This window comes from Streptomyces regalis (genome assembly GCF_001509475.1).
GTDB classification, from domain to species: Bacteria; Actinomycetota; Actinomycetes; order Streptomycetales; family Streptomycetaceae; genus Streptomyces; species Streptomyces regalis.
In genome coordinates this window covers 53627-79692 of sequence record NZ_LLZG01000376.1, presented here as the reverse complement: position 1 = coordinate 79692, position 26066 = coordinate 53627, and the positions used below count along the sequence as shown (strand labels likewise).

At 68.4% G+C, this 26066-nt stretch carries 30 protein-coding genes and 1 rRNA gene; 10 read left to right on the top strand and 21 right to left on the bottom strand.

Annotated elements, in window-relative coordinates; genetic code table 11:
- Positions 1-92: ribosomal RNA gene (rrf, locus tag ADL12_RS37375) — 5S ribosomal RNA — on the top strand; the annotation flags it as partial.
- 47 nt (positions 93-139) lie between these two features.
- Here the strand turns inward: rrf and ADL12_RS37370 are convergent.
- Positions 140-817, bottom strand: coding sequence for a response regulator (locus ADL12_RS37370; RefSeq protein ID WP_107120123.1), 678 nt, complete (start codon positions 815-817; stop codon positions 140-142).
- Positions 814-2067: a sensor histidine kinase gene (locus ADL12_RS37365; RefSeq protein WP_062711150.1), complete on the bottom strand. Its 1254-nt coding sequence runs from the start codon at positions 2065-2067 to the stop codon at positions 814-816. Before ADL12_RS37365 ends, ADL12_RS37370 begins: the two co-directional genes overlap by 4 nt.
- A gap of 85 nt (positions 2068-2152) precedes the next feature.
- Here ADL12_RS37365 and ADL12_RS37360 point away from each other — a divergent pair, with 85 nt between their 5' ends.
- On the top strand, positions 2153-2716 hold the full coding sequence (locus tag ADL12_RS37360; protein ID WP_062711149.1) for a GNAT family N-acetyltransferase: 564 nt from the start codon (positions 2153-2155) through the stop codon (positions 2714-2716).
- A gap of 38 nt (positions 2717-2754) precedes the next feature.
- On the opposite strand, the gene ADL12_RS37355 is transcribed toward ADL12_RS37360, so the two are convergent.
- From ADL12_RS37355 to ADL12_RS57875, 8 genes are all read right to left on the bottom strand, one after another.
- Entirely contained in the window at positions 2755-4284 is a 1530-nt protein-coding gene (locus tag ADL12_RS37355; protein ID WP_062711147.1) for a type IV secretory system conjugative DNA transfer family protein, read from the bottom strand.
- Between the two features lie 15 nt (positions 4285-4299).
- Positions 4300-5715 carry an ATP-binding protein gene (locus ADL12_RS37350; RefSeq protein WP_062711145.1) on the bottom strand — a complete coding sequence of 472 codons (1416 nt, stop codon included), beginning with the start codon at positions 5713-5715 and terminating at the stop codon, positions 4300-4302.
- A 6-nt stretch (positions 5716-5721) separates the two neighbouring features.
- The gene (locus ADL12_RS37345; RefSeq protein WP_062711142.1) at positions 5722-7278 is read right to left on the bottom strand and encodes an SCO6880 family protein; all 1557 of its coding nucleotides are present in this window, start codon (positions 7276-7278) and stop codon (positions 5722-5724) included.
- Positions 7275-8600 carry a hypothetical protein gene (locus ADL12_RS37340; RefSeq protein WP_062711140.1) on the bottom strand — a complete coding sequence of 442 codons (1326 nt, stop codon included), beginning with the start codon at positions 8598-8600 and terminating at the stop codon, positions 7275-7277. The genes ADL12_RS37345 and ADL12_RS37340 overlap by 4 nt, the downstream gene beginning before the upstream one ends.
- The gene (locus ADL12_RS37335; protein ID WP_062711137.1) at positions 8590-9420 is read right to left on the bottom strand and encodes a DUF8175 domain-containg protein; all 831 of its coding nucleotides are present in this window, start codon (positions 9418-9420) and stop codon (positions 8590-8592) included. The genes ADL12_RS37340 and ADL12_RS37335 overlap by 11 nt, the downstream gene beginning before the upstream one ends.
- Positions 9421-9609: 189 nt before the next feature.
- Positions 9610-9918 (bottom strand): hypothetical protein, encoded by a 309-nt coding sequence (locus ADL12_RS37330; protein WP_003991275.1) that lies wholly within the window; start codon positions 9916-9918, stop codon positions 9610-9612.
- Positions 9919-10383: 465 nt separating this feature from the next.
- On the bottom strand, positions 10384-11043 hold the full coding sequence (locus tag ADL12_RS37325) for a contact-dependent growth inhibition system immunity protein (RefSeq protein WP_062711135.1): 660 nt from the start codon (positions 11041-11043) through the stop codon (positions 10384-10386).
- A 23-nt stretch (positions 11044-11066) separates the two neighbouring features.
- On the bottom strand, positions 11067-11561 hold the full coding sequence (locus ADL12_RS57875) for an RNase A-like domain-containing protein (RefSeq protein WP_279617187.1): 495 nt from the start codon (positions 11559-11561) through the stop codon (positions 11067-11069).
- A gap of 301 nt (positions 11562-11862) precedes the next feature.
- Here ADL12_RS57875 and ADL12_RS57160 point away from each other — a divergent pair, with 301 nt between their 5' ends.
- The 3 genes from ADL12_RS57160 to ADL12_RS37310 all read left to right on the top strand — a co-directional run bounded on the left by ADL12_RS57160 (position 11863) and on the right by ADL12_RS37310 (position 14346).
- Complete coding sequence (locus ADL12_RS57160) at positions 11863-12168, top strand: hypothetical protein (RefSeq protein WP_062711133.1); 306 nt, start codon at positions 11863-11865, stop codon at positions 12166-12168.
- Positions 12168-13511: a hypothetical protein gene (locus ADL12_RS37315; protein ID WP_062711130.1), complete on the top strand. Its 1344-nt coding sequence runs from the start codon at positions 12168-12170 to the stop codon at positions 13509-13511. Before ADL12_RS57160 ends, ADL12_RS37315 begins: the two co-directional genes overlap by 1 nt.
- A gap of 298 nt (positions 13512-13809) precedes the next feature.
- Positions 13810-14346, top strand: a complete 537-nt coding sequence (locus ADL12_RS37310; RefSeq protein ID WP_062711125.1) for a hypothetical protein — start codon at positions 13810-13812, stop codon at positions 14344-14346.
- Positions 14347-14406: 60 nt separating this feature from the next.
- Here the strand turns inward: ADL12_RS37310 and ADL12_RS37305 are convergent, their stop codons facing one another.
- From ADL12_RS37305 to ADL12_RS37295, 3 genes are read right to left on the bottom strand one after another with little or no spacing between them, the layout of a single operon-like run.
- On the bottom strand, positions 14407-14646 hold the full coding sequence (locus tag ADL12_RS37305; RefSeq protein ID WP_062711122.1) for a DUF397 domain-containing protein: 240 nt from the start codon (positions 14644-14646) through the stop codon (positions 14407-14409).
- Positions 14639-14824 carry a DUF397 domain-containing protein gene (locus tag ADL12_RS37300; RefSeq protein ID WP_062711163.1) on the bottom strand — a complete coding sequence of 62 codons (186 nt, stop codon included), beginning with the start codon at positions 14822-14824 and terminating at the stop codon, positions 14639-14641. The genes ADL12_RS37305 and ADL12_RS37300 overlap by 8 nt, the downstream gene beginning before the upstream one ends.
- An 11-nt stretch (positions 14825-14835) precedes the next feature.
- Entirely contained in the window at positions 14836-15099 is a 264-nt protein-coding gene (locus tag ADL12_RS37295) for a Scr1 family TA system antitoxin-like transcriptional regulator (RefSeq protein WP_062711120.1), read from the bottom strand.
- 374 nt (positions 15100-15473) lie between these two features.
- On the opposite strand from ADL12_RS37295, the gene ADL12_RS37285 reads away from it, so the two are divergent.
- A complete protein-coding gene (locus tag ADL12_RS37285) occupies positions 15474-16349 on the top strand; it encodes an RpnC/YadD family protein (protein WP_062711114.1) in 876 nt (291 codons plus the stop codon).
- A gap of 89 nt (positions 16350-16438) precedes the next feature.
- On the opposite strand, the gene ADL12_RS57155 is transcribed toward ADL12_RS37285, so the two are convergent.
- Positions 16439-17776 carry a S53 family peptidase gene (locus ADL12_RS57155; RefSeq protein ID WP_062711111.1) on the bottom strand — a complete coding sequence of 446 codons (1338 nt, stop codon included), beginning with the start codon at positions 17774-17776 and terminating at the stop codon, positions 16439-16441.
- A gap of 235 nt (positions 17777-18011) precedes the next feature.
- Complete coding sequence (locus tag ADL12_RS37275) at positions 18012-18473, bottom strand: MarR family winged helix-turn-helix transcriptional regulator (protein WP_062711108.1); 462 nt, start codon at positions 18471-18473, stop codon at positions 18012-18014.
- 207 nt (positions 18474-18680) lie between these two features.
- On the opposite strand from ADL12_RS37275, the gene ADL12_RS37270 reads away from it, so the two are divergent.
- Positions 18681-19640, top strand: coding sequence for an alpha/beta hydrolase (locus ADL12_RS37270; protein ID WP_062711104.1), 960 nt, complete (start codon positions 18681-18683; stop codon positions 19638-19640).
- Positions 19641-19778: 138 nt separating this feature from the next.
- Here the strand turns inward: ADL12_RS37270 and ADL12_RS37265 are convergent, their stop codons facing one another.
- The gene (locus ADL12_RS37265; RefSeq protein ID WP_062711101.1) at positions 19779-20381 is read right to left on the bottom strand and encodes a TetR/AcrR family transcriptional regulator; all 603 of its coding nucleotides are present in this window, start codon (positions 20379-20381) and stop codon (positions 19779-19781) included.
- 90 nt (positions 20382-20471) lie between these two features.
- On the opposite strand from ADL12_RS37265, the gene ADL12_RS37260 reads away from it, so the two are divergent.
- Positions 20472-21434 (top strand): oxidoreductase, encoded by a 963-nt coding sequence (locus ADL12_RS37260; protein ID WP_244188181.1) that lies wholly within the window; start codon positions 20472-20474, stop codon positions 21432-21434.
- A gap of 57 nt (positions 21435-21491) precedes the next feature.
- On the opposite strand, the gene ADL12_RS37255 is transcribed toward ADL12_RS37260, so the two are convergent.
- From ADL12_RS37255 to ADL12_RS37235, 5 genes are all read right to left on the bottom strand, one after another.
- The gene (locus ADL12_RS37255) at positions 21492-21911 is read right to left on the bottom strand and encodes a hypothetical protein (protein WP_244188180.1); all 420 of its coding nucleotides are present in this window, start codon (positions 21909-21911) and stop codon (positions 21492-21494) included.
- Positions 21912-22039: 128 nt separating this feature from the next.
- Complete coding sequence (locus tag ADL12_RS37250; protein WP_062711095.1) at positions 22040-22384, bottom strand: DUF1330 domain-containing protein; 345 nt, start codon at positions 22382-22384, stop codon at positions 22040-22042.
- 110 nt (positions 22385-22494) lie between these two features.
- Positions 22495-22722 carry a DUF397 domain-containing protein gene (locus ADL12_RS37245; RefSeq protein ID WP_062711092.1) on the bottom strand — a complete coding sequence of 76 codons (228 nt, stop codon included), beginning with the start codon at positions 22720-22722 and terminating at the stop codon, positions 22495-22497.
- Positions 22715-22897, bottom strand: a complete 183-nt coding sequence (locus ADL12_RS37240; RefSeq protein WP_062711089.1) for a DUF397 domain-containing protein — start codon at positions 22895-22897, stop codon at positions 22715-22717. The genes ADL12_RS37245 and ADL12_RS37240 overlap by 8 nt, the downstream gene beginning before the upstream one ends.
- Before the next feature lie 12 nt (positions 22898-22909).
- Positions 22910-23758 carry a helix-turn-helix domain-containing protein gene (locus ADL12_RS37235; protein ID WP_062711086.1) on the bottom strand — a complete coding sequence of 283 codons (849 nt, stop codon included), beginning with the start codon at positions 23756-23758 and terminating at the stop codon, positions 22910-22912.
- Positions 23759-23943: 185 nt separating this feature from the next.
- Between ADL12_RS37235 and ADL12_RS57150 the strand changes: the two genes are divergently transcribed.
- A complete protein-coding gene (locus tag ADL12_RS57150) occupies positions 23944-25140 on the top strand; it encodes a Uma2 family endonuclease (RefSeq protein ID WP_244188179.1) in 1197 nt (398 codons plus the stop codon).
- A gap of 36 nt (positions 25141-25176) precedes the next feature.
- Complete coding sequence (locus tag ADL12_RS37220) at positions 25177-25950, top strand: trypsin-like serine peptidase (protein ID WP_062711083.1); 774 nt, start codon at positions 25177-25179, stop codon at positions 25948-25950.
- Positions 25951-26066 lie beyond the last annotated feature (116 nt).

Sequence of the window (26066 nt, the reverse complement as noted above, 5' to 3'; positions counted from 1 at the left end):
CGCCCGGTTACATTCCGAACCCGGAAGCTAAGCCTTACAGCGCCGATGGTACTGCAGGGGGGACCCTGTGGGAGAGTAGGACGCCGCCGAACAAATTTTAGAAAAGGCCCACACCTTACGGTGTGGGCCTTTTCGCGTTTCAGGACGGCTTCACCAGTCCTGTGTCGTAGGCCAGAATCACCGCCTGAATGCGATCCCGTGAGTCAGTCTTTGCGAGGATGCGGCCCACGTGGGTTTTCACCGTCGACTCGGCCAGGTGAAGGCGTGTGGCTATCTCCGTGTTCGTCCAGCCCTGGCCGATCACCGTGAGGATCTCGCGTTCGCGGTCGGTGAGGGCGGTGAGGCGTGGGTCCAGGGCCGTTGGTTCCGGGCCATCGGACGGGCTTTGCGCCGGCAGGTGGTGGGCGTATGCGTCCAGGAGGCGGCGGGTCAGGCTGGGGGCGACCACCGCGTCGCCCGTGGCCACTGCGCGGATGCCGGAGAGGAGCTCCTCCGGCTGGGCGTCCTTGACGAGGAAACCGGAGGCGCCTGCGCGGAGGCCTGCGTAGGCGTACTCGTCGAGGTCGAAGGTGGTGAGGATCAGGACCCGGGTGCGGTTTCCGGCGGCCGTGATGCGGCGGGTGGCCTCGATGCCGTCCAGGCCGGGCATGCGGACGTCCATCAGGACCACGTCGGGGGTCAGTTGCGCGGTCATGCGGACCGCCTCGCTGCCGTTGGCCGCTTCGCTCAGCACCGTCATGTCGTCCTGGCTCTCCAGGAGCATCCGGAAGCCGAAGCGCTGGAGGGGCTGGTCGTCGGCGATGAGGACGTTGATCACTGCTGGGGTTCCTCCGGGAGGTGCAGGTGGACTCGCCACCCCTGATCGGGGTGGGGGCGTGGGCCGGCCTCAAGTGTGCCGCCGTACAGGGCTGTTCGCTCGCGCATTCCGGGCAGGCCGCGGCCGCCCGTCGAGTGAGTGGGGCCGGGGCCGCCATTGCCGGTGTCGGTCACTGTCGCGGTGACGGCGCCCTTGGCCTCGTACGAGAGCTCGATGGCTGCCGTCGTGCCGGGGCCGGCGTGTTTGAGGGTGTTGGTGAGGGCCTCCTGGATGACGCGGTAGACCGTGAGCTGGCGGCCCGGGGGGAGGCTCGGGGTGCCGTGGATGGTGGTGGTGACGGGGAGGCCTGCGGCGCGTACGCCGTTGATGAGCTGGTCGAGGTCGGTGAGGGTGGGTTGGGGGGTCAGCTCGGGGTGGGGATCGTGGGGGTGGTCCTCCTCGCGAAGGACGTCGAGCAGGCGGCGTAGTTCGCCGAGGGCCTGGCGGCTGGTGGTGCCTATGGCTTGCAGGGCCTGGGCGGCGCGTTCCGGGGACTTGGCGGCCGCGTACTGGCCGCCGTCGGCCAAGCCGGTGATGACGGAGAGGTTGTGGCCGATGATGTCGTGCATCTCGCGGGCGATGCGGGCGCGTTCGGCCGCGGCTGCGAGTTGGGCCTGCTGGTCGCGTTCGATCTCCAGGCGGCGGGCGCGGTCCTCGAGGGCCTCGGTGTGGTCGCGGCGGGTGCGGACGGTGATGCCGATGGCTGCCGCCACGGCGATGGACATCAGCACGGGCACGATGTCGCGGTCCGGGGTTCCCTGCGGGTGGCGCGCGGCCAGCACGGCGATGGGCGTGGTGATCAGGGCCGTCGCCCACCACAGATTGCGCGAAGGGCGACGCAGGGCGATGTGGAAGACGACGAGCAGCTGGAGCAGGACTGCTTGGAGGGCGGCGCCGGTCCAGGCGCTGACGAGGGCGAAGGGGGCGATGGCGAGGAGTACGGCGCGGGGGTGGGTGCGGCGCCGCAGGAGGGGGACGGAGAGGCCGAGGCTCAGGGTGAGGATCAGCCAACCGGGGTTGTCGCGGTCGCGGGCCACGTTGAGCCAGCCGCCGCCGTAGTAGTCGATCAAAGCCGCCGTCACCCAGAAGCCGGTGAGGTGCAGGTCCCAGAGGAGCGGGTGACGGCGGTCGAAGGCGCGCACGCGGCGGCTGATGCGCTGGATGTGCTGGGTGAGGGGTTCCACCTGGTCCACGTGATCCACATGGACCATCGTGCGGGTTCCGCCGTCGGTCGGAACAGGACCGTGGGCAGTATTCCGGTGAGCGATGTCGTACCCGGGTACTACGGTGGCCGTCATGAGCACCACGAACCCCGGGGCCTACGTCATCCGGTCCATACGTGCCGACGAGTGGCCCGCCACGAAGGAGTTGCGGCTTGCCGCGCTGCGGGACCCGGTCGCGCCGATCGCCTATCTGACGACCTATGAGGAGGCTGTGGCCCAGCCCGACTCCTTCTGGCGGGAGCGGGCCGCCGGGGCCTGCGAGGGGGCCGAGAAGGCGCAGACCATCATCGCCGAGGGGCCGGACGGGCGGTGGGTCGGGACGCTGACCGTGCTGGTCGAGGAGCCGGGGACGACCGACTGGGCGGGGCTTCCGGTGGAGCGGAAGCAGGGGCATGTCGTCGCCGTGTTCGTACGGCCCGAGGAGCGCGGGATCGGGCTGACCGAGGTGCTGTTCGATGCTGCCCTGCAGTGGTCGTGGGCGCGTGGGGTGGAGCGGGTGCGGCTGATCGTGCACGAGGAGAACGGGCGGGCGCAGCGGTTCTACCGGAAGGTCGGGTTCGTGCCGAGCGGGCTCACGGTGCCGCTCGCCGGGCAGCCGGGGGACTCCGAGTTGGAGTTCGTCCTCGAGCGGCCGTGACGGGCTGACGTGATGGGTTGAGCCGGCAGTTGGTCGGCCTAGACGGGGAGTTCGTCGTGCGGCCAGCGGGAGCGGGCCTGTTCGCGGGACCGGAGCAGGGCCAGGGTCGGCATGCCCCGGTCCGCTCCGGTGGCCAGCAGCTCCGGCAGCTGGGGAAGCGGAGCCACGGCGGCGACGTCGTCCAGGACGAGCGTCAGTGGTGGGTCGAGGCGACCGGAGGATGACCGTTCGGCCATGCGCCGGCCGCGCTCGACCACGCTTGCGGCGAGGGCCGTCAGGAGTGGCATGGCGCCCGGATTGGCACGGGTGTCCTCGATGGATTCACCCACCACATAAAGCGTGCCCGCTTCATGGACGAAGGAATCCAAGGTGAGGGCATCAGTTCGGTTTGGAGTGCAGGACTCTCGGATGTTGACCGTGGAGAGGGCGGAGAGGGCGCGGGTGGTCAACTCCTGGGCCATGTCCCGGCGTTCGGGGTGGGCGGTGAGGGCGGCTTCGAGTTCGCCTGCGGCGCCCGGGGCCGCCTTCGGGTTCGTACGGAGGGTTCGTACGGCGTCCTGGATCTGGGTGCCCTGGGACCAGCGGTGGACGTGGCGGATGGTGCGGCCGTCGATGGCCGCGGCGTGCAGGTAGCTGCGCAGGAGCGTTTCGGCGGTGTCGCTGACCGCTTGGTCCAGCCGGGACGTGGGGCGGACCGGGGTCAGGAGTGCGGCGGCTCTCGAAGCCGCTGTCTGCTTGTCCTCGCAGCCCGTGGTGGGGGACCAGTGGATGCGGGCGGGGGTGTCGCACAGGTGGGTGGGGTCGTAGAGGAGGACCGGGCCGAGCTTTGCGCGGGCGTCCTTCGTGTCCTGCCAGAGGGCCTCGTTCGAGGTGACTACGAGGGTGGGGCCTTCCGCGTCGAGCACTGCCTGGGTCGCGGTTGACCGGCGGCTTTCCCTCGTGGCTACGACAAGTCTGTCCCACGCCGGTTCGCTGAGTCCCTGGGGTGCGGTGACCGTCGTCGGCCGGTCGGCATCGGAATGTCCCGTCGGCTGCGGCTGCGGCTGCGGCTGCGGCTGCGGAAGCGGCTCCGGCTCCGTTTCCGTTCTGGGCGCCGGTACCACGTGGGCGTGGGCGTGGGGTGCGGGTACATCGTGCGGTATCGGCGCTGATGCTTCCGCGCCCCTCGCCTTCCCCACGCGCCGCTCCGTCCTGACTGCCCGCCACCGTGCCACTGTCCCCAGCACGAACACGGTCAGCACGATCAGGACCATCAGCTGGCCGATGAACAGCCCCCAGAACAGGCCGTACCCGGAGAGCTGACCGCTCGGTGTCTCCGGCCATGCGCCCGGGATGTCGTGGGGCTGGGCGATCAGGGAGCGCATGGCCAGGGGCGTGCGGGTGAAGGTGACGCCGGAGGGCCAGGAACCGTGGGCGAACAGGGCTGCTAGGCCCGTCGCCGTCCAGACCAGAAGGGTCATGCCGAGGAGGAAGGCGAGTATGCCGATGAGCAGGCCGTCGGGGATGCCTCCCTGGCCGTCCCGGTGTTCCCGGTGTCCCCGGCGTTCCCAGCGGTCCTCCGGTCTCACGCTCTCCTCCTCGCCCTACGCCACCGTCGATTCGGAGTCGCCCAGGTGTTGCTCCACGAAGGCCGCCGCCCGTTCCTCCGCTTCCAGCTCGGCGGCGCGCAGGGCGTCGTCGGCCAGGTCGCGGTCGGCGGACGACTCGGTCATCGCGCGGTCGGTGAAGACCAGGGGGCGTTCCGTTTCCGTGATCAGGTGCTTGACGACCTGGACGTTGCCGTTGACGTCCCACACCGCGATGCCGGGGGTGAGGCTCGGGATGATCTCCACGGCCCAGCGCGGCAGGCCCAGCACGCGGCCCGTCGCCCTCGCCTCGTCGGCCTTCTGGGCGTAGATCGTCCTGGTCGACGCCATCTTCAGGATCGCGGCCGCCTCCTTCGCCGCCGCGCCGTCGACGACGTCGGACAGGTGGTGGACGACAGCGACGAAGGAGAGGCCCAGCCGTCGGCCGAACTTCAGCAGCCGCTGGAACAGCTGGGCCACGAACGGGCTGTTGATGATGTGCCAGGCCTCCTCGACCAGGAAGATGCGCTTCTTCCGGTCGGGGCGGATCCAGGTGTGCTCCAGCCAAACGCCGACGATCGCCATCAGGATCGGCATGGCGATGGAGTTGCGGTCGATGTGGGACAAATCGAACACAATGAGGGGCGCGTCGAGGTCGATGCCGACCGTCGTGGGGCCGTCGAACATGCCGCGCAGGTCACCGTCGACCAGACGGTCCAGCACCAGCGCCACGTCCAGGCCCCATGCCCGTACGTCGTCTATGGCGACGTTCATCGCCTCGGCCGACTCCGGCTCGGGGTGCCGTAGCTGCTCGACGATGTCCATCAGCACCGGCTGACGCTCGACGATGGTCTCGTTGACGTAGGCGTGCGCGACCTTCAGGGCGAAGCCGGAGCGCTCGTCGAGGCCGTGGCCCATCGCGACCTCGATGATCGTGCGGAGCAGGGCCAGCTGGCCCGTCGTCGTGATCGCGGGGTCGAGCGGGTTGAGGCGGATCCCCATGTCCAGGGCCGCCGTCGGGTCCAGGCGGATGGGAGTTATCCCCAGCTCCTGCGCGATGAGGTTCCACTCGCCGACGCCGTCCTCGCCCTGGGCGTCGAGGACGACGACCTGGCGGTCGCGGAAGCGCAGCTGTCGTAGGACGTACGTCTTCTCCAGGGCCGACTTGCCGTTGCCGGACTCGCCGAGGACCAGCCAGTGCGGGGCGGGGAGCTGCTGGCCGTACAGCTGGAAGGGGTCGTAGATGTAGCCCTTGCCGGAGTACACCTCGCGGCCGATGATCACCCCCGAGTCACCGAGACCCGGCGCGGCGGTGGGGAGGTAGACGGCCTGGGCCTGGCCCGTCGACGTGCGCACCGGCAGCCGGGTCGTCTCGACCTTCCCGAAGAGGAAGGACGTGAAGGCGTCGGTGAGGACGGACAGCGGGTCCCGCATCAGGTCCTACCTCCGAATGCCGGTGGCGAAGGGGAGCGTGTTGACGAATGCCCGGTGATGCTCGCGATCGCACCACTCCAGCTTCAGATACGACTTTCCGGCCGACGCCCGGATGGTCCGCTTGTCGCGGGCCAGGGCCTCGGGGGAGCGGGAGGAGACGGTGATGTAGCCGACCAGGTTGACGCCGGCGGCACCGCTCGCGAGGTCTTCTCCTCGCTGGTCGAGGCGGTTGTGGGCGGCGATGTCACGGGGGTCGACGGTCCGGTTCATCTTGGCGGCGCGGCTGGCCTCCGCCTCGTCGTTGGTCTTCTCGGTCAGCATGCGTTCGATGGCCACCTCGGTGGGCTCGAGATCCATCGTCACGGCGACCGTTCGGATGACGTCCGGGGTGTGGACCAGGAGCGGCGCCAGGAAGTTGACGCCGACGGGGGTCATCGGCCACTCCTTCACCCAGGCGGTGGCATGGCACCAGGGCGCGCGCGTGGAGGACTCCCGGGTCTTGGCCTGCAGGAACGTGGGCTCCATGGCGTCCAGCTCGGCCGGCCAGGCATTGCGCTTCGTCATCGCCTGGATGTGGTCGATCGGGTGGTCCGGGTCGTACATGGAGTGGATGAGGGAGGCCAGACGGCCCTGGCCGAGGGGCTGGCGGACGCGGATGTCCGCCTCCTGCAGGCGCGAGCAGATGTCGGTCAGCTCGCGGGCCATGACGACCGCGAGCCCCGAGTCCCGGTCGACCTTGCCGCCGTGCGGGCGGGCTGCGCGGGCCATCGCCTGGGCCTCGGCGGCCAGTTCGCGGGTGTAGTGCATGCAGGCGACGAGGTAGGCGCGGTGCTGCTCGCTGCTCGTCGAGACCATCGACTGGAGTTGGTCGTACGACTGCTGCAGCCAGCCCAGGGCCCGCTCGTCACCGCGTACGGCGACGTCCTTGGCGTGGGCGTCGGGGTCGGCGGGGAGGGTGCGGGCGAGCATCTGCAGCCGCGTCACGAAGCCGTCGCCGTTGGCCACGTGCTTGAGCAGGGTGCCGAAGCGGTCTACGAGGGCTTCCTGGTCCTCGGAGTCGCGCAGGCCCACGCCGGGCCCCTCGATCTCGATCGCGGCCGTGACCGTGCGGCGGTCGGCGTGCAGGAGCACGGCGATCTCGTCGGGCCCGAAGGGGGCGGCCAGCCAGGTGATGCGGCCGATGCCGGGGGGCGGGCCGACCTCGACCTCCCGCCCGTCGAGGTGGGTGCCGGCCTCGACGGCGCCGGAGCGGTAGGCCGTGCCCTGGCGGAGGGTGCGCTTGTAGCTGCGGTTGATCTCGAACCACTTGTAGAAGGTCCGGTGCTTGTACGGCACGTAGACCGCGGCCAGCGCGAGCAGGGGGAAGCCCATCAGCAGCACGATGCGCAGGGACAGGACGGGGACGAGGAGTCCGCACATCATGCCGAGGAACGCGCCCCCGATGATCAGCGCGATCTCGCCGGTCTCGCGGTTGCGGCCGACGACGGCGTTCGGCCGGGCGCGGCCGATCAGATATGTACGGCGGGGCGTGACCGCGTGGGACACGTGGGACTCGGTCGTCAACGCCCGTCACCTCCTGAACGGTTGCTGCTGCTGTTACGGGTGTTGCTGGCGTGGGGGGTGTTCACCGAGCTGCCCGAACGGGGTGCGGGTGCGGCGGAGGGGACAGATCCGCCGCCTCCGTTCGAGGAGCGCGAGCTGTGCGCGGCGACGCCGCCGGAGGCGGGGTTCGAGGGGCGGGCGCCCGAAGCGGACTGGCCTGAGCCGCCGTTGTTGTCCGCGCGGGAGCTGTGCGTCTTGATGCCCTGGGCGACCAGGGTCGCCGGGGAGCTTATGACCGCGGCGGCCTTGCCCTCGGCGCCGCTCATGATGCGGTTGTTGCGGGAGCCGGCGATCTCGTCGCCGAAGCCCGGGACGAAGCGGTAGATCATCGCGCTCGCGAAGATGGCGAGCAGGATGATGGCCAGGCCGGAGACGACGGCCGAGAAGGCGTCCGGGCCGTCGTCGGCGGACAGCGCTCCGGCCAGGCCGAGCACTATGACGATGACCGGCTTGACGAGGATCACGGCGATCATGATGCCCGCCCAGCGGCGGACGTGGCCCCACAGGTTCTTGTCGACCAGACCCGCGTAGACGACGGTGCCGAGGAGGGCGCCGACGTAGAGCAGGGCGGCGCGGATGACGAGCTCCAGCCAGAGGATGCCGGCGGCGAGGATGGAGACGAGGGACACCACGATCAGCATGATCGGGCCGCCGCCGATGTCCTCGCCCTTCTCCAGAGCGCCGGAGAACGTGCCGAAGAAGGTGTCCGTCTGGTCGCCTGTCGTCTTCGCGAGGACGTCTGTGACGCCGTCCGTGGCCGATACGACCGTGTAGAGGATCAGCGGCGTGAAGGCCGATGCCAGCACCGTCAGCCACAGGAAGCCGATCGCCTCCGAGATGGCGGTGGAGAGGGGCACGCCTCGGACGGCTCGCTTGGCGACTGCCAGGAGCCACAGGAGGAGCGTGAGGATCGTCGACGCCGCGAAGACGACCGCGTACTGCTGGAGGAACTTGGGGTTCGTGAAGTCGACGTTCGCGGTCTCTTTTACGGCCTCGCTGAGCTTTTTCACGGTCCAGGCGGCGGCTTCTGCGCAGCCCTTGGCGAGGGAGGAGAGGGGGTCGAGGGTGGCGGTGGGGTCGTCGACGGTGGATCCGCCGGTGCTGCCGGTGTCCTTTTCGCAGTAGTCCTTGGCGGGGCCGACGATGAGGTCGCAGTTGTCGCCCGACGGGGTCGGTGACGGCGTGGGTGCGGCGACGGCCCGCGTGGCCAGCAGTACGACTGTGGTCTGTACGGCGGTGAGGGCGGCGGCGACCTTGAGTACGCGGCGCGGGTTATCGGGCATACGTGAACCCTCCGTACTCCTCGACGGCCTTGGCCATCTGATCGGCGCTGGACGCCCTGTTGTCCCCAGGGACGGGTGCGGGGCCGTCCTTCTGGGAGAAGCTCTCGACCTTCCAGTCACTGTTTGCCCAGCGAAGCTGGAGCGTCATGGTGAACCAGTCGCTGCCGGCCGGATTGGTCGAACTCTCCCCGGCCATGCCGAACACGCCGGTGCACCACACCTCGACGGTCGCGGCGGAGTCCGAGTAGCTCGTGACCTTGGTGCCGATCGGCACGGTGCGCGAGACGTAGGTGTTGCCCGCCGTGGCGTTGCCGTTCTCGTCCAGGCCGATGCTGCTCAGGAACGCCTTGGAGTACGCCTTGTCGAACTTGGCCGCGAGTTCGGCCTGCTTGTCGACGACGAAGACCTGTTGGACGATCTCGGCCCGCCGGGCCGGCATGAGGATGTCGGCCGAGACCAGCGTCACCGCATAGTTGGCCGCCGCACTCTGCGCCCCCTGCTCATCCTGCGCGAACCCCGCCGGAATCCCCCCGGCCTTCCCCTCCACCGGACGCGACCCGCTCGCTGCCGTAGCCGAAGATTTCGGCTGGTTTTCGTCCCCGCCCGCCGAATCGGAGTCGTCGCCTCCACGGTTCGCGAAGGCGATCGCCGCGATGAGGAGGACGACCACGCCGACCACGGTGACCAGGCTCCGGGACGACGAGCGGCCGCCTCGCCGCGCGCCCCCGTACAGGTCACCACCGCTCTCGGGCAGCCGGGTCCGGGTCTGACCGGTGCCTGCGTAACCGCCGGAGGTCTCCGGTTCGTCTCCGAGAGTCATGCCGCGTACGCCCCCTCGACGTCGGACGAATACACGTAGGAGTACGACGGTAGCCGTGCTGGTTCCCGCGTGGGCGCGGTGTGGTGACTCGACATCAGGGAAACGCAACCTCAGCCGGTGGGCACGACGGGTGGGTGGGGGACTAGGGGGACCGGGCGTGCCCGGAGTGGACGGAGGGGACGGAGCCGCCTAGACGGCCATGCCGTACACGATGGTGAACAGTGTGCCCAGTGAGCCGATGATGAAGACGCCCGTCAGGCCGGCGATGATCAGGCCCTTGCCCTGCTCGGCGCTGAACGTGTCGCGCAGCGCCGTGGCGCCGATGCGCTGTTTGGCCGCACCCCAGATGGCGATGCCGAGGCAGAGCAGGATGGCCACCGCCATCACGACCTCGATCATCACCTTCGCCTCGTTACCCAGGCTGCCGAAGGGGCCCCAGTCCGGAGCGATCCCGCCGATGATGGTGTTGATGTCGCCCTTGTCGGCCGCAAACAGCATGTAAGTCACCGCCCCTGTTGGGTAGTTCCGCAGTCCCCTGCGGTGCGCAGAGGTCAGGCCTCATTCTCGCCGACAATGGCGCCGTCGTATGTCGACTTGGCGTCATTGATGGGCGGGATTCGTACGAATACCTCGTATGGTCACTCTGTGTATCACGGCAGGTCACCCTGGGCAATGAGGCCTGAGCGGAACCTGTCGTGTGGTTCCGTCGTTAGTCATCTTCACGCCGGGGGCCGTTTCTGACGGCTGGTCGGGTGACTGGGCGGGTGGCGGTTCGCGCCGTTGTTCTCCGGGTGAAGGCTACCCGGCGTCGCCCGTGGGTCTCACGGGCCGTGGGGGTGGGGCTGGTGACGGAGGGTCAGCCGGGGGAGGCGGCAAGGGTCTGCCGGTGCCCCGGCCGGACGGGCCGTCGTGCCCCGACGCTGGATCTTCCGGCCTTGATCAAGTGACCTCTCTGTATAGCGTCTATGTCGTGGATGTGATCCGGTAGCGCATGTTCTCGAGCCACCGTCGCAGTGTCATGCCTCTGGGGGGAAGGAGTTCGAGCCCTAGTATGTGTGTCGCCTGCTTGAGTTCCTGGTCCGAGTCGACGATGGCGAGGATTTCAGTGATTTCTTCGGCAGCGCGCCTAGCCTCCTCTCCGCCCATGTCGCCGAGGTAGTCATCGATGGCCTCCTCCCAAGTGGCATACCAGTCAGGGAAGTCCTGGCAGAAATATGCTCCCAACAACTGACTCAAGAGCGGAAACGTCTCTTTCCACTCCCAGCGGTTCTGTGGATTTACGTGCTGCACTTGAGATGGGTCCTGTAGAACCCGATGGATGTGGTCCCTCGCAATGCGCAGGCAGTCCTCGACACTCATTCCCACGGGCGGTTGGATGCGCGGTAGCGGATCGACTTCGTCGGCGATCTCCTCCGCGAACAGTCCAACGGCGAGCAGGTCATCGATCTGCTGCACGGCCGTAGCGCCACGTGCGGGGTCGCGGGCCACGACCCTGAGGTAGGAAGTCAAACCGGGGCTGGGAACCTCGGCGGTGTCGGAGAACGTGAAGCCGCTACGTGCGTACGCCGTCAGAAGATGGTCGATTTCATAGAAGCGCTGTCCCGGCGGGCTGGACTCAGTCATGTGGGACTCCTTGAAGCGAAAAATCAGGGCACTGGGTATGCGGTAAGGACTCGGTACCCGGACGGAGCTGACGGATCGGCTTTAAGAATGACCCGTACATTGTTGACCCAGGTGGTCGGTTCTCCATGTGTGAAGTTGTGGCGCGTCAGATGTAGTCCCGTAGGTTCATGGAACTCATTCTCCAGTTCCAATTTTCCCCTTGGACCCCTGGATATCCAGTCAGAGATCCTCTGCTGATTCCGTGGTTGAATAAGCGTCCCGTCCGTGAAGCGTTGTGCTGCGCTTTCATCAACGAAGCGTGAGACCTCATCCATGTTCGGATTCTCCCGAAGACGTCTCCTCATACCGGCGATTGTCTGGTCGACGTGACGATCAATGGTATGAGAGCCGTTCTTTCCCTCGTCCCCCTTCACGTCCGCCCGACCGCCGCGACGAGCGGCACCAGGACGGGATCGACGCCTTCGGGACGGCCAGGATCCTCGTCCTGTCCCCTCCCCTCTGGTGGTGTGACGCAACATCAGAACGAGGCTGCCGCTTTGGCCACGGTGGACGACGCAGGCACACGGCAGGGCCTTCGGACTGATCGCGGCGCAAGCCGAGGCGGGAGACCTGACGGTCCAGGCCGCCCAGATTCTGCTGGGCCGCGCGGGAGTGGCGTTGGCCGCCGTATCGTTCGCGCGTTCATCCGTAGGCTTTCCGGAACCTTTGAGTCGTCCTCCCGGCGAACTGCCCCGAGTGGGAAGGGCGTTCGTAGACTGCTCGTGATCAATACATGCAGCATCCATTCGCATCGATTCGGATTCCAGGGCAGGGGGAAAAATGCTTCTCGAAGACGGCCCGATACGGCGCAAGTCCGAGGACATACGCAAAGCCAACAGCTCGGGCCGCGCCAAACGGGAGCTGACCGACGCGGCCGCCGTCGGCAAGGCGCACAGCGGGTGGCAGTCGGGACCAGCCAGCGACGACTGTGTACGCGCGTGGCAGATGCGCCTGCGTGAACTCGGAGATCTCGTCGAGGACGCGGCCGAGGGACTGAACAAGGCCATGGACCGCGAGATCAGTACGGACCACTCCATCGCCGACGAGATGCGCAAGGCTGCCAGCCGGATGGAGGGTGGCGCCTGATGGCCATCACGGTCGATGAGCTCGAGGCCGCCCGCCCCCAGCAGTGGCGGGACGCTGCCGATGACGCGCTCCGGTCGTCGAAGGAGTGCCAGGACATGGCCTCGTACGCACGTGATGAGGTCGCCTCGACCCTGCAGAAGTGCTGGGTCAGCGACAGCGGAGAAGCCGCACGCAGACGTTTCGTCAAGCACGCCGAGGACTTCGAGGCAGCCGCGACGGCACTCAAGGGCCTGATGCGGACGTACGACACCCTCGCCGATGTGATCGAGGGCGCCAAGCGGGACCTGGAGAGTGCGCTCGACTACGCCAACCGGTACGGCATCCAGATCGACCCGAGCGGCCGGGCCACCTGGAAGGAAGGCCGTGACGAGAGTGAGGGCGGCTCACTGCAGCACGCGGCGGACGTGATCGGCGACGCCCTCCGCAAAGCCGAAGAGGCAGACGCCGAGGCCGCGACGGAACTGCGCACCATTCGAGCCCTGATCGAGATCGAGGACCCCAAGCTGGTGTCGCAGGCCCTCGACGAGAACAGCCCGCTGGCCATCGCGCTGCGTCTGCAGTACCTCGACGGGGTGCACCACATCAACGTCTCGCGCACCCAGCTCGACGCGGTGGACCGGGCGTCGGCGGAGACGGGTATGAGCAAGAAGCTACTGCTCGCCATCCTGTGGCAGGAACAGCAGTGGTGGCAGAACCACGACCGGGATCTGGAGGGCCCATTGCCGTGGTTCGGGGGATTCTTCGACTGGTCGCTCAGGGAGACGCTGAAGCCGGACAAGTCGCTGGGGATCACGCATATGAAGCTGGAGACGGTGCGGGAGACCCTTAGATCTAACAACATGTCGTTCAGGACGGCCGACGGTGGATTTGTCTCTGAGCTGAGTGACAGCCAGCTCACGAAGTACATCGAGCAGAACCCGAACGAAGCCATCCGCTTGAGCGCGTTTCACGTCAAGGGTCTACGCGACAAGGACGAGTACGGAGCCGGCACGGACAAGCAGTTGTTCACGCTGTACGCGGCCGACACACAGGACGTACGGGAGAAGAACGAGACCTACGGGGACGACTCCGCGCACCGTGGCGGCGACATCAAGACCCGGGGCGAGAACTGGGACCGTATCGAACCGCACATCGACGACGCACTGGCGTGGGACGCGCTGAGCGACACGGAACGCGCCCGGGCCATCGATCAGATCGAGAGCCAGACCCCAGCGGGGCACCACGTGGGTCTTGACCCGATCTACGATACGGACGGCTCAGGCGGAGGCACCGGTACGGGCCGGCCGGAACCCGGCACACCGTCACCGAGCCCCAATCCGCCGCCGACTCCGCCCAAGGAGTAGTCAGTTGAAGCGCACAACGCGACCTGTCGCCCTGATATGTCTTTGCGCTGTCCTCCTGGCCGGCTGCACTGACTCGGACGAGAGGACAGGCGATGCACCACGCAAACCGATCCCGGCCAGTGTTCCGAAGAAGCCTGCGTACGAGCGAACCGACGACCTGGTCTTCGCCCTGGAAGAGGCGGGAATCAAGTGCACCGTTCTGGGGAGGGGGCCCGATGGGCAGGCGTCAAGATGCGGTGCTCGGGTGGGGGCAGGAGAGCCTGTCGAACTCGAACTCCATCTGGACACCCCCAGCAACATGGGTACCGCCCTCGCCTTGCGCCGCAATCCGCCTTACCAACACACCCTGGTAGCCGCCGGCAACTGGTACATCCGCGTCATGGACCCCGACTTCGCCCCCCGTGTGGCCAAGGCCCTGCACGCCGTCGTCCTCAAGCCCCTTGGCGAGACCAGTTCTCCCGACCAGCCTCCGTACAAGGACCAGCTTCCCGAGATCCCGGACAAACCCGCCTACAAGAACCTCGACGCGTTGGCTGACAAGGTGGACGCGGCCGTGGGATGCGCGGACCGGGACGATGACGACAACGACCCGGCACTGAGCTGGCAGTTTCTGAACTGCACCACGGGCAGGGGAGGACAGCAGCGCCAAGAGCACTGCGCCGACCTCGCTATCTACGACGATGCGCGGTCGCGCGATGAGGGGCTCTGGTCGAAGATCACCGATAGTCGGACTCCCAAGGGCCTGGTTGCCGGCTCCAACTGGTCGGTGGCCCTGTGCGACGAGGCCTTGGTGGACGACGTGGTGAAGCGGGTGGGCGGGGTCGAGGTTCCGTGACTCACCGCGAAGGGCGGGCGGTTCAATCTCCTGCGGAGAGTGAACCGGGTTGGGGAGATTTCAGTGGTCCATGCCCTCCACGAAGTGGTCGAACTCGCCTGCCTGTACGCCGAGGACAAAGGCGTCCCACTTGCGGCGGTTGGTGGTGACCACGTTGTCGGGGTCGCTGGTCTCGCGGATGTACACGGGCGCGTCGCCGTCGTCGCCCTCGCCGAAGGCGATCTCGATCCAGGGGCCAGGGCCGGTGGCGTCGGGTGGGACGGCTCGTTCCCAGGTGAGGTTCGGGGGGAGGTCAGGCACGGGTTTCCTTCTTGAGGGTGCTGAGGAGTGCTTCGAAGGCGGCCGGGGTGGCCGTGAGTATCGCGCCGGTGGGGTCGCTGCTTTCGGCGAGATGGATCGTTTCGGTGGCAGTGGCGACGTGGACGCAGGAATCGCCCTCGCCGCAGAACGACGACTTCTGCCAGGTGCGCTCGTGCATCTCGATTCCCTTCACAGGTCCTGGACGATGGACCGGATGAGGTCTCGTGACTTCTCGGGTGGGAGGGCTTTTGCTTCCATGCGGTCGAGAAGTACGCGGTACTTGGCGAGTTGGGCCTCGGCGTCGAGGAAGGCGGGACCGTGGGACTGGTCGAGGTGGACGGTGTCGAGCTGAGGCACTGGGCCGGTGGAGTAGAAGATCGACTGCCCTGAGCCGGGGAAGCCTCCTGCGGCGAACGGGAGCACCTTGATGGTGATGTGGTCCCGCTCGCTCATGCTCAGCAGGTGCTGCAGCTGCGCCCGCGCGACCGTTGGGCCGCCGATATGGGACGCGGACCCATGGATCCCTCCCGGGTTCGGGTGCGACGGGGCCGACGCTGCCCTCGTCGCCGTACCGCCGCATGACGCCGAAACCGGGCGCGGCCTGCACCTCGTGCGGGCCTGTGCGGACGATTACGGCGTCTCTGTGCTCCGGGGCCCGGGTGCCTCGAAGGGCGGGAAGCTGCTGTGGGCCGAGTGCCGGTAGCGCGGCGGTGTGCCCCCGAGTGAGATGTGCGGAGCCTCACGTGCCCGGATCCGGCCGCTGCCGTAACTGCCGGGCCCTCTCATCGTCACATCTTCCGACTGATCTCCCCAGTGCAAGGAACCGCATGGTCAACTCACCCCACGAGGCGATGCACCGCATCTTCCAGGAGTACCCGGGACTGTTCACCGGCGTCTCCCGGGCCCTTGGTCTCAGCTTCGCCTTACCCACCTCGGTCACGGTCCTGCCGACCGACCTCACCGAGGTCCGGCCGGTCGAACGCCGAGTCGACACGCTGCTGCGTTTCGACTGCGACGGCGAGGACCCGCTCCTGCTCCTCGTCGAGTCCCAGGGAGCGAAAGACCCGGACAAGCCGGCAAGCTGGGCCTACTACCTCAGCTACCTGTACACCAAGTACAAGATCCCGCCTCTGCTGCTGGTCATCTGCCAGGACCGGGCCACGGCCGAGTGGGCTGCCCGAACCGTGCCCATCGGGCCCGCTCAGTGGCCCCCGCTCACCCTCCGTCCGCTCGTGGCGGGCCCGCACAACATGCCCGTGATCACCGATCCGGACGAGGCCCGCTCCGACCTGGCGCTGACCACGCTGTCCGCCATCACCCACGCGAAGGATCCGGCCGTCGATGGGATACTGAAGGCACTGTCCGCCGCTCTGCGGGGCGTGCCCGAAGCCGTCGTCGACCCCATCATCGAATTCACCGCACAAGGCATCGGCGGCAACCGCCGGGCCGCAGAAATCTGGAGGAACCTGGTGGCTGTGGACCTCTCCTTCTACAAGTCCTGGCTCTCCGAAGAAATCCGGGATGAAGGCCGTGCCCAGGGCCGTGCCGAGGACATCCTGCGGCTTCTGGACCGCCGTGGCATCGACGTCTCGGACGCCGACCGCGAGCGCATCACGTCCTGCGATGATCTCGATACCCTGGGCCGATGGTTCGACCGAGCCGTCACCGCACCGTCCGCCGAGGAGATCTTCGCGGACGAGTAGTCCAGGTCCACCAAGCGATCGGGACGAAAGTGCGAACGGGCCGCGGCTGGGTGCCGTGGCCCGTTGTGGTCAGGGGCGGTGACGGAGGGTCAGCCGGTGAAGGCGGCCAGGCCCTGTGGGGTGCCCCAGCCGGTGGGGCCGTCGTAGCCGGAACCGGCGGTGCAGAAGTACGACGTGGAGCAGGTGCCGTTGTTGCCGGAGGTCACGTCGTTGAGGGCGGACGACCCGGCCGCGTTGTAGGGGTACTGGGCCGGGTACGAGCCGCTGGACGGCGTGCCCGCGAGGGCGTAGACGCCCGCGATGATCGGTGCGGAGGCGCTCGTTCCGCCGAAGGTGTACCAGCCGGCCGTGACGCCGTAGGAGTCGTAGACCGAGACGCCGGTCGCCGGGTCCGCGACGGCCGAGACGTCCGCGATCATGCGCTTGCCGCAGCCGCTGTCGGTCTGCCAGCTCGGCTTCGCGTCGTACGAGGAACAGCCGGAGCCGGTGCCTTCGGTGCTGCTCGTCTTCCATACGCTCTCCGTCCAGCCGCGGGAGGCGGAGGAACTGCTGGAGAGCTTCGTGCCGCCTACGGCGGTGACGTAGCGGGACGCGGCCGGGTACTCGGCGCCGTAGGCGGAATCGCCGGCGCTGACGGTGATGGCTACGCCCGGGTGGTTGAAGTAGGAGGAGTCGTACGACGCGTCCGACGAGGACTCCGAGCCGCCGTAGCTGTTGGAGACGTACTTGGCGCCCAGCTTGACCGCCTCATTCACTGCCGTGCCCAGGTTCTCCATGGATGCGGAGGATGCCTCGACCAGCAGGATGTTGCAGTTCGGGCAGGTGGCGCTCGCCATGTCGACGTCGAGGGAGATCTCCTGGGCCCAGCCGCTGTCGGCGGAGGGGAGGGAGGTGGTGGAGCCGGTCTGGCCGACCTTCTTGAAGCAGCCGTTGGCGGTCGTGCAGGCGGAGAGGCCGTAGTGCGAGCGGTACTTGGCGAGGTCGGCCTCGGCGTTCGGGTCGTCGTACGCGTCGACGATCGCGATGGTCTCGCCGGAGCCGTTGGAGGCGGCGGCGGACGTCAGGCCGTAGGCGTTCTGGAGGTCGGACGGGCCGTAGCCGGAGGGGGTGGTGGCGTCACCGGCCTTGGGGGTGATGCCGGCCTTGGCCGCCCGCTGCTTCTCGAAGGCGGTGGTGCCGCCGGTCACGCGGACCGAGTTGCAGGCCAGGTCGCCCTTGTGCTTGGGCGTGGCGCAGGGGGTGGCGGTCCAGGTGACCTTCGTGGTGGCGGGGGTCTTCTGCGGGGTGGCGGGCGCGGCGGTCGCGGTGCCGGCGCTTCCGAGTCCGGTGAGGACGAGTGCGGCGGTTGCGGCCGCGGTGGCGGCCGTGGAGGTGAGGCGGCGCCATCTGCCGCGGTGTGTGGGGGAGTTGGGGGTCGTCGTACGCAACGTACAGCCTCCTGAGCGTGGGTGAAGAGGCCTGCGGGTGGGGGTCCACCGGTGCGGTTCCCGGTGGGGGCGGCGGCCCGCCGACGACTGTCGCTTGTTGAGTACGTGACAACAAGACGAGTTTCGGAATCCTGACTTCCGTATTGCTCAGGGGCGTTGGGGATTGCTGATCAATGGCGCGGGGATGGGCGGGGGATGGCCTCGGCTTGACCTGGGGGGTGCGGCTCGGTGGGGCTCAGTTCTCCGCGACGTTCGTGGTGATCAGGCGGAGCAGTTGCTTGGCCAGTGCGTCCTGTTCGGGGGTCAGGCCCATGGCGTCGCCGATGGCGAGCGGGACCGTGGCCGCGCGGTCGCGGAGTCGGGCGCCGGTCTCGGTGAGGCGGATGGCGACCGAGCGCTCGTCGTCGGGGCGGCGCTCGCGGCGCAGCAGGCCGCCCGCTTCGAGGCGCTTGAGCAGCGGGGAGAGGGTGCTGGACTCCAGCTGGAGGGCCGCGCCCAGGTCGCGTACGGAGATCGAGTCCTGTTCCCAGAGGACGAGCATGACCAGGTACTGCGGGTAGGTCAGGCCGAGTTCGTCGAGGAGGGGGCGGTAGCGCGCGGTGACGGCGCGGGAGGCGGCGTACAGGGCGAAGCAGAGCTGGTCGTCCAGGAGGAGGGAGCCTTCCGGCTCCTGGTCCTTTATGTCGGTGCTGGTCATCGGGGCTCCCGGGCCGGTTGTGGAGGGTGCAGCGTAGCGTTCGAGTCCTCTCGATTGTATCGCCAACGAATTAATCTTGTACTAATAAGTTGCGCGCTACTTAATCGGGCGCTACTTTCGTGGTGTGCCGCCGAACCCGGCGAATCCAGCCGAGCGAGCCTGCCCGTGTGTGTGGGGCGTGCGGCGCCCCGATCTGAGGAGATCGCCATGACCGAGCCCAACCGCCCCGTCCTGGAACCCGCCGCCCAGGCCTTCGCCGAGGCCACCGCGAATCCGCCGTATCTGTTCGACCTCGGGCCGGCGGAGGGGCGGAAGGTCGTCGACGAGGTGCAGTCCGGCGACATCGTGAAGCCCGAGGTCGAGGAGGAGTGGGTCACCGTGGCCGGTGGGCCCACGGGTGAGGTGCGGGCGCGGATCGTCCGGCCTGCGGGTGCCACCGGGGTGCTGCCGGTGATCATCTACATCCACGGGGCGGGCTGGGTCTTCGGCAACGCCCACACCCATGACCGTCTGGTGCGTGAGCTGGCGGTGGGTACCGGGGCGGCGGTTGTCTTTCCCGAGTACGACCTCTCGCCCGAGGCTCGCTATCCCGTCGCCATCGAGCAGAACTACGCCGTCGCGCGGTGGGTCGTCGGCGAGGGGGCGGGCAACAACCTGGACGCGAGTCGGATCGCGGTGGCCGGTGACTCGGTGGGCGGCAACATGGCGGCGGCGCTGACGCTGATGGCGAAGCAGCGGGGGGATGTGCCGCTGGTTCAGCAGGTGTTGTTCTATCCGGTCACCGATGCCGCGTTCGAGACGGGGTCGTACCGGCAGTTCGCCGAGGGGTACTTCCTGCGGCGGGATGCGATGCAGTGGTTCTGGGATCAGTACACGACGGACGAGGCGGAGCGGGCGCAGGTGACTGCGAGTCCGCTGCGGGCTGGTGTGGAGCAGCTTGAGGGATTGCCGTCGGCGCTGGTGATTACGGCCGAGGCCGATGTGCTGCGGGATGAGGGGGAGGCGTATGCGAACAAGCTGCGGGAGGCGGGCGTGCCGGTTACCGCGGTGCGGTATCAGGGGGTCATTCACGACTTCGTGATGCTGAACGCGCTGCGGGAGACGCGGGCGGCGGGGGCTGCTATTGGGCAGGCGGTCAGTGTTCTGCGGGGGGCGTTTGGGGTGTGAGGTCTGATCGCCGTAGGGGTGCGGTTGTGTGGGGGCTGCGGGTTCGTTGTGGCTGGTCGCGCCCACGCGGCGGTGCCGCATGTCGATACGGTCCCGCGCCCCTGGGGGCGTTGCCGTGCCCGGCGTGGAATCCGACCGTTAGCGGGGCTTCAGGCCGTGCAGCAGGTGATGGACCAGGTCTTCCACACCGGCCAGGGCCACCTCCGGGGGCAGCCAGCCGGCGGCGATGAAGCCGGCCACGCCGTGGAGGGCGGCGCCTGTGACGAGGTTGAGTTCCTCGGGGTCGCCCTCGATGATCTCGCCGCGTTTCTGGGCGTCCGCGAGGACTCGTGCGAGGCCGCCGACTGTCTGCTCGACGGCGTCGGCCATCTGCTCGGAGGCGTCCGGTTCGTGCTTGCGGGCGTACATGAGCTCCAGGAGCTCGGCGTTGTCGATGGCGAAGCCTAGGTAGGCCCGGGCGAGGGCGGTGAGGCGCGGCTCCAGTGGGAGTGCCGGGTCGTCGGCCGCGTTCAGTGCCTGGGCGAGCCGCTCGTATCCGGCCAGGGCCAGGGCGTTGAGCAGGGTCTGCTTGTCCTTGAAGTGCCGGCCGGGTGCGGCGTGGCTGACGCCGACCTCGCGGGCCAGTTCGCGCAGTGAGAGGGAGCCGACGCCCTTCTCCCGCAGGGTGCGTTCCGCTGCGGCGAGCAGGGCGGCGCGCAGGTCTCCGTGGTGGTAGGGGCGGCTCTCGGGCATGTGGACCATCGTAGCTTGATGTTGGCGGTGCCATCTTTGTTGGCGACGTCAGCATTGTTGTCATTGACGGCATTGTTGGCGGCGCCTACATTCGATTGCATGGCTGAGAAGCAGATGAAGCAGACGGGGCAGACGACCAAGACGGCGTGGGACGCAACCCGCCTCCCCGACCTCGCCGGCCGCACCGCCGTCGTCACCGGCGCCAACAGCGGTATCGGCCTCACCGCGGCCGACGCGCTGGGCCGCGCGGGCGCGCATGTCGTGTTCGCCGTACGGGATCTGGAGCGGGGGCGGGCGGCCGCCGCGACGGTGAACGGTAGTACGGAGGTGCGGCGCCTGGATCTGGCGGATCTGTCGTCCGTGCGGGAGTTCGCGGACGCCTGGCAGGGGCGGCCCCTGGACCTGCTGATCAACAACGCGGGCGTGATGATGCTGCCGCAGCAGCGGACGGCGGACGGCTTCGAGATGCAGTTCGGCACGAACCATCTGGGGCACTTCGCGCTGACGAACCTGCTGGTGCCATATGTCGCCGACCGCGTGGTGACGGTGTCGTCCGGCGCCCACCGCTGGGGCGATGCGCGCATCCGTTTCGAGGACCTCGACTTCGCGTCCGACTACAACCCGCAGCGGGCGTACGCCCAGTCGAAGCTGGCGAACCTGCTGTTCACGCTGGAACTCCAGCGCCGTCTGGCGGAGGCCGGTTCTTCGGTGCGGGCCCTGGCGGCGCACCCCGGCTATGCGGCCACCAACCTCCAGAGCCATGCGGGGAACCCGGTGATGCGTGGGTTCATGAAGATCGGCAACAGGTTCTTCGCCCAGGACGACAGGGCAGGGGCGCTGCCGACGTTGTACGCGGCGACTCAGGATCTGCCCGGCGCGAGCTACGTCGGCCCGGACGGGCTCGGTGAGATGCGGGGTGCGCCGACGCTGGTGGGGCGGTCGGCCGCGGCGAGTGATGCGGGGGTGGCGCGGCGGTTGTGGACGGTGTCGGAGGAGCTGACGGGGGTGAGCTGGCCGGCGGAGCAGGTGCAGCAGGTGGGCCGGGTGGCGGCCGAGCGGTAGTGCGGCGCTCGGCGCCACGGTTACTTCGCTACTTGTTACTCCGCTTACTTCGCCGGGTCACGACTCCGGCTGGGTCACGGTCAGCGCCCATCGGATGTCGTCCGCCGAAGCGTCGACGGCCACCTCGAAGGAACCGGCGCGCACCACGCCGGGGTCCATGGTCACCGAGCCCACCCCGGCCTCCCCGGCCGGACAGTCGACTGAGAACGCGGCGACCTCGGCGTCCTGCGACCGCATGGTCACCTGCACATCGCCGCCCCCCTCGCACGCCACGGTGAGCACGGTCGGCAGGCTCTCCCAAGTGCCCGCCGACACGACACCGCCGTCCCCCTTCCACTCCTGCACCCACACCAGACCCTCCGGTCCGGGATGGGGCAACAGGACATCGCCCGACGCGGCGGCGGGCGCGGCCCCGAGGCCGGTCAGCGCGCATGCCGCCAGCGCGGTCATGGTCAGGGCTCGACTCGTCCGTCTCACAGTTGGTCCCCCTGCTGGTCGATTGGATCTGCCGGTCCGCAGATCGCCCACAGTCTGCCGTGGCGGATGACCTAGTGCCTGAGTATGCGTACTCAGGGGTAGGGGACGATGCCGAACAGCGCTGAGGGCTACTCGGCCAGCGCTTCCCGCATGGCCTTCGCCGTCGTGGCCGGGTCGTAGTCCTCTGCGACGCCTTCGACCAGGATGATGTCGCCCTCGATGTGCCGGGAGCGCAGGGGCGCGATCTCCTGGTAGGCGGGCGAGTCCCACCACGCCCGCGCCTCCGCGATCCCGGGGAAGCCGATCACCACGACGCCCCCGGGCCAACTGCCCTCCTTCGTCTCGTGCGGCGTGGCGTGCACGAGGAAGCGGCCGCCGTACGGCTCGAAGGTGGCGGTGATGCGCTCGATGTACTCGGCGATCTCCGGGTGGGGAGTGGCGTTGCGGAGGTGGGCTATGGCGTAGGCGGGCATGGTGTCCTTCCGGTCGGTCGGGCTCCGTGTTCTCGCGTTCTGCTCACGAGCGTGGCACGCGGGCTCGCCGGGATCGATTACCTGCCGGGTAAACGGGGCCGACGGCATCGTTACTCCACGAAGTGGTCGAACTCGCCTGCCTGGACGCCGAGTACGAAGGCGTCCCACTTGCGGCGGTTGGTGGTGACCACGTTGTCCGGGTCGCTGGTCTCGCGGATGTAGACGGGCGCCTCGCCGTCGTCCCCCTCGCCGAAGGCGATCTCGATCCAGGGGCCCGGGCCGGTCGCCTCCGGCGGGGCGGCGCGTTCCCAGGTGAGGTTCGGGGGGATGTCAGGCATGGGTTTCCTTCTTGAGGGTGGTCAGGAGGGCGTGGAAGGCGGCCGGGGTGGCCGTGAGTATGGATTCGCTGGGGTCGCTGCTTTCGGTGAGATGGATCGTTTCGGTGGTGGTGGCGACGTGGACGCAGGAGGCGCCCTCGGAGCAGTACGACGACTTTTGCCAGCGTGAGTCCATGGGGTGTTCCCTTCACAGCTCTCGCATCACGTTGTGGATAAGGTCTCGGGACTTCTCGGGGGCGAGCGCGACAGCGTCGATCCGGTCGAACAGTGTTCGGTACTTGTGCAACTGTGCCTCGGCGTCGAGGAACAGGAGGCCGTGGGCCTGGTCGAGATAGACCGTGTCCAGTTGCGGTACCGGTCCGTGCGCGTAGTGGATCGACTGTCCGGATCCCGGGTAGGCGCCGGCGTCGAAGGGGACGGCACGCACGGTGATGTGGCCTCGGTCGCTCATGTCGATCAGGTGCTGCAACTGCTGTCGAGCGACCGTGGCACCGCCGACCTTCATGCGCAGGGCGGCCTCGTGGATGATCGCCTCGTACGGGGTCGGGTGGTCCTCGCGGAAGAGGATCGCCTGCCGCTTGATGCGGAACGTCAGGCGGTGCTCGATGTCGGGTGGTGAGAGTTCGGTGACCGCCTGACGGAAGATCTCGAGTGCGTACTCGCGCGTTTGGAGCAGGCCGGGGATGCGGGCTGTGGTGGAGTCCCGCAACGACCGGGCGTGGTGTTCCAGTTCGGCGAGGTCGAGCAGTGGTGGGGAGAGCTGGTCGCGGTACTGCTCCCACCAGCCGCGCTCCCGGTGGCCGGTCATGTCGGCAATGGCCCCGATGAGGGCCTTGTCCGGGCAGTCGTAGTGGCAGGCGAGCGTGCGCACCCGCTCGGCGCTCACCCCCGCGCGGCCGGCCTCGATGTTGCTGATCAGCGTCTGCTTGGAGCCCAGCAGTTGACCGGCCTCGGTGGCAGTCAGGCCTGCGCGTTCCCGAAGCTTGCGCAGCTCAGTGCCCAAGCGGAGTTGGCGACCCGTTGGGTTGGTCCTCACGGGCTTGTCCTCCTCCTTGCCACTACCTGTCACCCACACGGGTGGAGTGGAATGGATTTTAGTGAATCTGTGTAATGCATTACACGGCTGCCGCTACCTTACAACTGGGCCCAGAAGTGCACCGCCCGACGGGCGGCACCGCCACTGGGTCACCACCCAACTCCCCACTGTGATCGGAGACTTCCATGGCCACCGTATCCCCGTCCTGGGCCTACACCCTCCAACTCCCGCGCGATCCACGCGCACCGGGGATCGCCCGCGCAACCCTCCGCACCGTCCTCGCCGCCCACGGCCTCACCGACGTCACCCCCACCGCCGAACTCCTGGCCGCCGAACTCCTCGCCAACGCCCACCGCCACACCGCTGGCCCCTACGCCCTCCGTGTCCGTCCGATGGAACCCGGTCGCCTGCGGGTCGCCGTATGGGACACGGACCCGAGGGTCCCGCCCGGGTTCGCTGTCGAGGGTGCGCCCGAGGGGGTGCCGACGTACGACGCGGAGCACGGTCGCGGTCTGCATCTGGTGCGGGCCTGCGCGGATGCGACCGGCGTCTCGGTGCTGCGGGAGCTGGGGGCTTCGGGGGGGCGGGAAGTTGCTGTGGGCGGAGTGTCAGTGGGGTGGCCTACTGTGATGAGTCGTATGCGGAACGTGAAAGGTGGAGAGGGGGAGGGCGCACAGTACGGTGGATTCGACGCCGAGCGGGATGTCGGACCTCCCACCGAGCCCGCGCGCGCAGTCGAAGACGCCGATGAGGCGGAAGGACGGAGGTGGCGAGCGATGTCCGTGTCACCGGGCGCCCAGCCCGAACCGCGTCCACGTCCGGGGTATCTGCGACGCATCGCCGAGAAGATCGAGGCAGAGACGGGTCTGCGGGTGCAGATCGTGGGAGGAAAGCTCGTGACGTCCCCTACTCCGCGCGGGAAACACGCGGGCGTGGTGAAGCGGGTGCGGCGCCAACTTGAGAGTGCGGCTCTGCCTGAAGGGCTGGACGTATATGAAGTGTCTTCCATCGGCCTGCCCGAAGACCCGGACGACTACGTCACGCCAGACCTGATCGTCCTGCCTCTGGAATGGGAGGAGGACGAGAACTGGCTGGCCGCCCCCGAGGACGCCGCGCTGGCCGTCGAGGTCATCTCCCCGTCCGAGAAGTCCCGCGAGATCAGAGACAAGGCCGACTGGTACGCCGTAGCCCGTGTCCCCGTCCTTCTTGTCATTGACCCACGCAAGGGCACCTGGACCCTGCACACCCGTCCGGACAATGGGGCCTATCGGGACGTACTCCCGGGCAAGTTCGGGGAATCCGTGCGGTTGCCCGAGCCGCTGGCCATCGAACTCGGCACAGACGATTTCCCTGGGTACGGCGCTTCGCCGCAGGGAGTCTGACTCTTCTCTCACCTTCGTCGGCCACAGTGGCCCTCGATGAAGCCCACTTCCCGATCCTCCCGCACCACCCGCCTTCCTCTGTACGCCGCCAGCCTCCTCCTCGCCTTCACCTCGGCCTCCGCGGCTGCCGGCGCTGGTGCAGGTCCCTTCGGCGTGACCGCCTTCACCGCGGCGCAGGCGCGCAGCGCGCGGGTCGGTGCGCTGTTCGCGGCGGACCGTCGCGACCGCCTGCGCGGCGGTCACTTCTGTACCGCGTCCGTCGTGCACAGTCCCCACCGGAACCTCATCGTCACCGCCGCCCACTGTCTGGACCGGAGGGTCGACGAGCTCTGGTTCGTGCCCGGGTACCGGGACGGCGACGCGCCATACGGGGTGTGGAAGGTCGCGAAGTGGTTCATGGCGAAGGGGTGGGTGAAGGGGCGGGACGAGGACAGTGACGTGGCGTTCGGGGTCGTGGAGGAGCGGAGTGGCGGGGAAGGCGTCGAGGAGGCGGTCGGTGGCAATCGGTTCGCCACGGGCAGGGCCACCGGGGCTACGGCGGTGACGGTCACGGGGTACCTCAACTCCCGGGAAGCGCCGATCAGTTGCACCAACAAGCCGGGCCTTCAGACCCGTACGCAGCAGCGCATCGCCTGTCCCGGCTTCCGCGGGGGGACCAGCGGAAGTCCTTGGGTGAACGGGGACGGGGCCGTTGTCGGGGTGCTGGGCGGGCACGACGGGGGCGGGGCCACGGCGGACGTGTCGTACAGCGTGGTGTTCGGGGCGGAGGCGGCGGAGCTGTATCGGAGTATCGGACGGGAGCTTCATTGAGCCGGCCCTGACGACTTTCAGTGGCGATTGCGAGAGCATCGGTTGCCACGGGTTCCGCGTGGGAAGCTCCTAAACTGGCGCGGGCGGACTCCCGGCGGGCGAGGGGCGGTTGACGG

Excerpts from the sequence above, each read along its gene's own strand:
- ADL12_RS37265 (WP_062711101.1), bottom strand. The coding sequence starts at position 20,381 with ATGGTCCACATGCCCGAGAGCCGCCCCTACCACCACGGAGACCTGCGC.
- ADL12_RS37285 (WP_062711114.1), top strand. The coding sequence starts at position 15,474 with ATGGTCAACTCACCCCACGAGGCGATGCACCGCATCTTCCAGGAGTAC.
- ADL12_RS57875 (WP_279617187.1), bottom strand. The coding sequence starts at position 11,561 with ATGTTGCGTCACACCACCAGAGGGGAGGGGACAGGACGAGGATCCTGG.
- ADL12_RS37220 (WP_062711083.1), top strand. The coding sequence starts at position 25,177 with ATGAAGCCCACTTCCCGATCCTCCCGCACCACCCGCCTTCCTCTGTAC.
- ADL12_RS37250 (WP_062711095.1), bottom strand. The coding sequence starts at position 22,384 with ATGCCCGCCTACGCCATAGCCCACCTCCGCAACGCCACTCCCCACCCG.
- ADL12_RS37275 (WP_062711108.1), bottom strand. The coding sequence starts at position 18,473 with ATGACCAGCACCGACATAAAGGACCAGGAGCCGGAAGGCTCCCTCCTC.
- ADL12_RS37330 (WP_003991275.1), bottom strand. The coding sequence starts at position 9,918 with ATGCTGTTTGCGGCCGACAAGGGCGACATCAACACCATCATCGGCGGG.
- ADL12_RS37260 (WP_244188181.1), top strand. The coding sequence starts at position 20,472 with ATGGCTGAGAAGCAGATGAAGCAGACGGGGCAGACGACCAAGACGGCG.
- ADL12_RS37310 (WP_062711125.1), top strand. The coding sequence starts at position 13,810 with ATGGGTACCGCCCTCGCCTTGCGCCGCAATCCGCCTTACCAACACACC.
- ADL12_RS37325 (WP_062711135.1), bottom strand. The coding sequence starts at position 11,043 with ATGACTGAGTCCAGCCCGCCGGGACAGCGCTTCTATGAAATCGACCAT.
- ADL12_RS37365 (WP_062711150.1), bottom strand. The coding sequence starts at position 2,067 with ATGGTCCATGTGGATCACGTGGACCAGGTGGAACCCCTCACCCAGCAC.
- ADL12_RS37300 (WP_062711163.1), bottom strand. The coding sequence starts at position 14,824 with ATGCACGAGCGCACCTGGCAGAAGTCGTCGTTCTGCGGCGAGGGCGAT.
- ADL12_RS37340 (WP_062711140.1), bottom strand. The coding sequence starts at position 8,600 with ATGCCCGATAACCCGCGCCGCGTACTCAAGGTCGCCGCCGCCCTCACC.
- ADL12_RS57160 (WP_062711133.1), top strand. The coding sequence starts at position 11,863 with ATGCTTCTCGAAGACGGCCCGATACGGCGCAAGTCCGAGGACATACGC.
- ADL12_RS37295 (WP_062711120.1), bottom strand. The coding sequence starts at position 15,099 with ATGAGCGAGCGGGACCACATCACCATCAAGGTGCTCCCGTTCGCCGCA.
- ADL12_RS57150 (WP_244188179.1), top strand. The coding sequence starts at position 23,944 with ATGGCCACCGTATCCCCGTCCTGGGCCTACACCCTCCAACTCCCGCGC.
- ADL12_RS37360 (WP_062711149.1), top strand. The coding sequence starts at position 2,153 with ATGAGCACCACGAACCCCGGGGCCTACGTCATCCGGTCCATACGTGCC.
- ADL12_RS37350 (WP_062711145.1), bottom strand. The coding sequence starts at position 5,715 with ATGCGGGACCCGCTGTCCGTCCTCACCGACGCCTTCACGTCCTTCCTC.
- ADL12_RS37335 (WP_062711137.1), bottom strand. The coding sequence starts at position 9,420 with ATGACTCTCGGAGACGAACCGGAGACCTCCGGCGGTTACGCAGGCACC.
- ADL12_RS37270 (WP_062711104.1), top strand. The coding sequence starts at position 18,681 with ATGACCGAGCCCAACCGCCCCGTCCTGGAACCCGCCGCCCAGGCCTTC.
- ADL12_RS37245 (WP_062711092.1), bottom strand. The coding sequence starts at position 22,722 with ATGCCTGACATCCCCCCGAACCTCACCTGGGAACGCGCCGCCCCGCCG.
- ADL12_RS37315 (WP_062711130.1), top strand. The coding sequence starts at position 12,168 with ATGGCCATCACGGTCGATGAGCTCGAGGCCGCCCGCCCCCAGCAGTGG.
- ADL12_RS37240 (WP_062711089.1), bottom strand. The coding sequence starts at position 22,897 with ATGGACTCACGCTGGCAAAAGTCGTCGTACTGCTCCGAGGGCGCCTCC.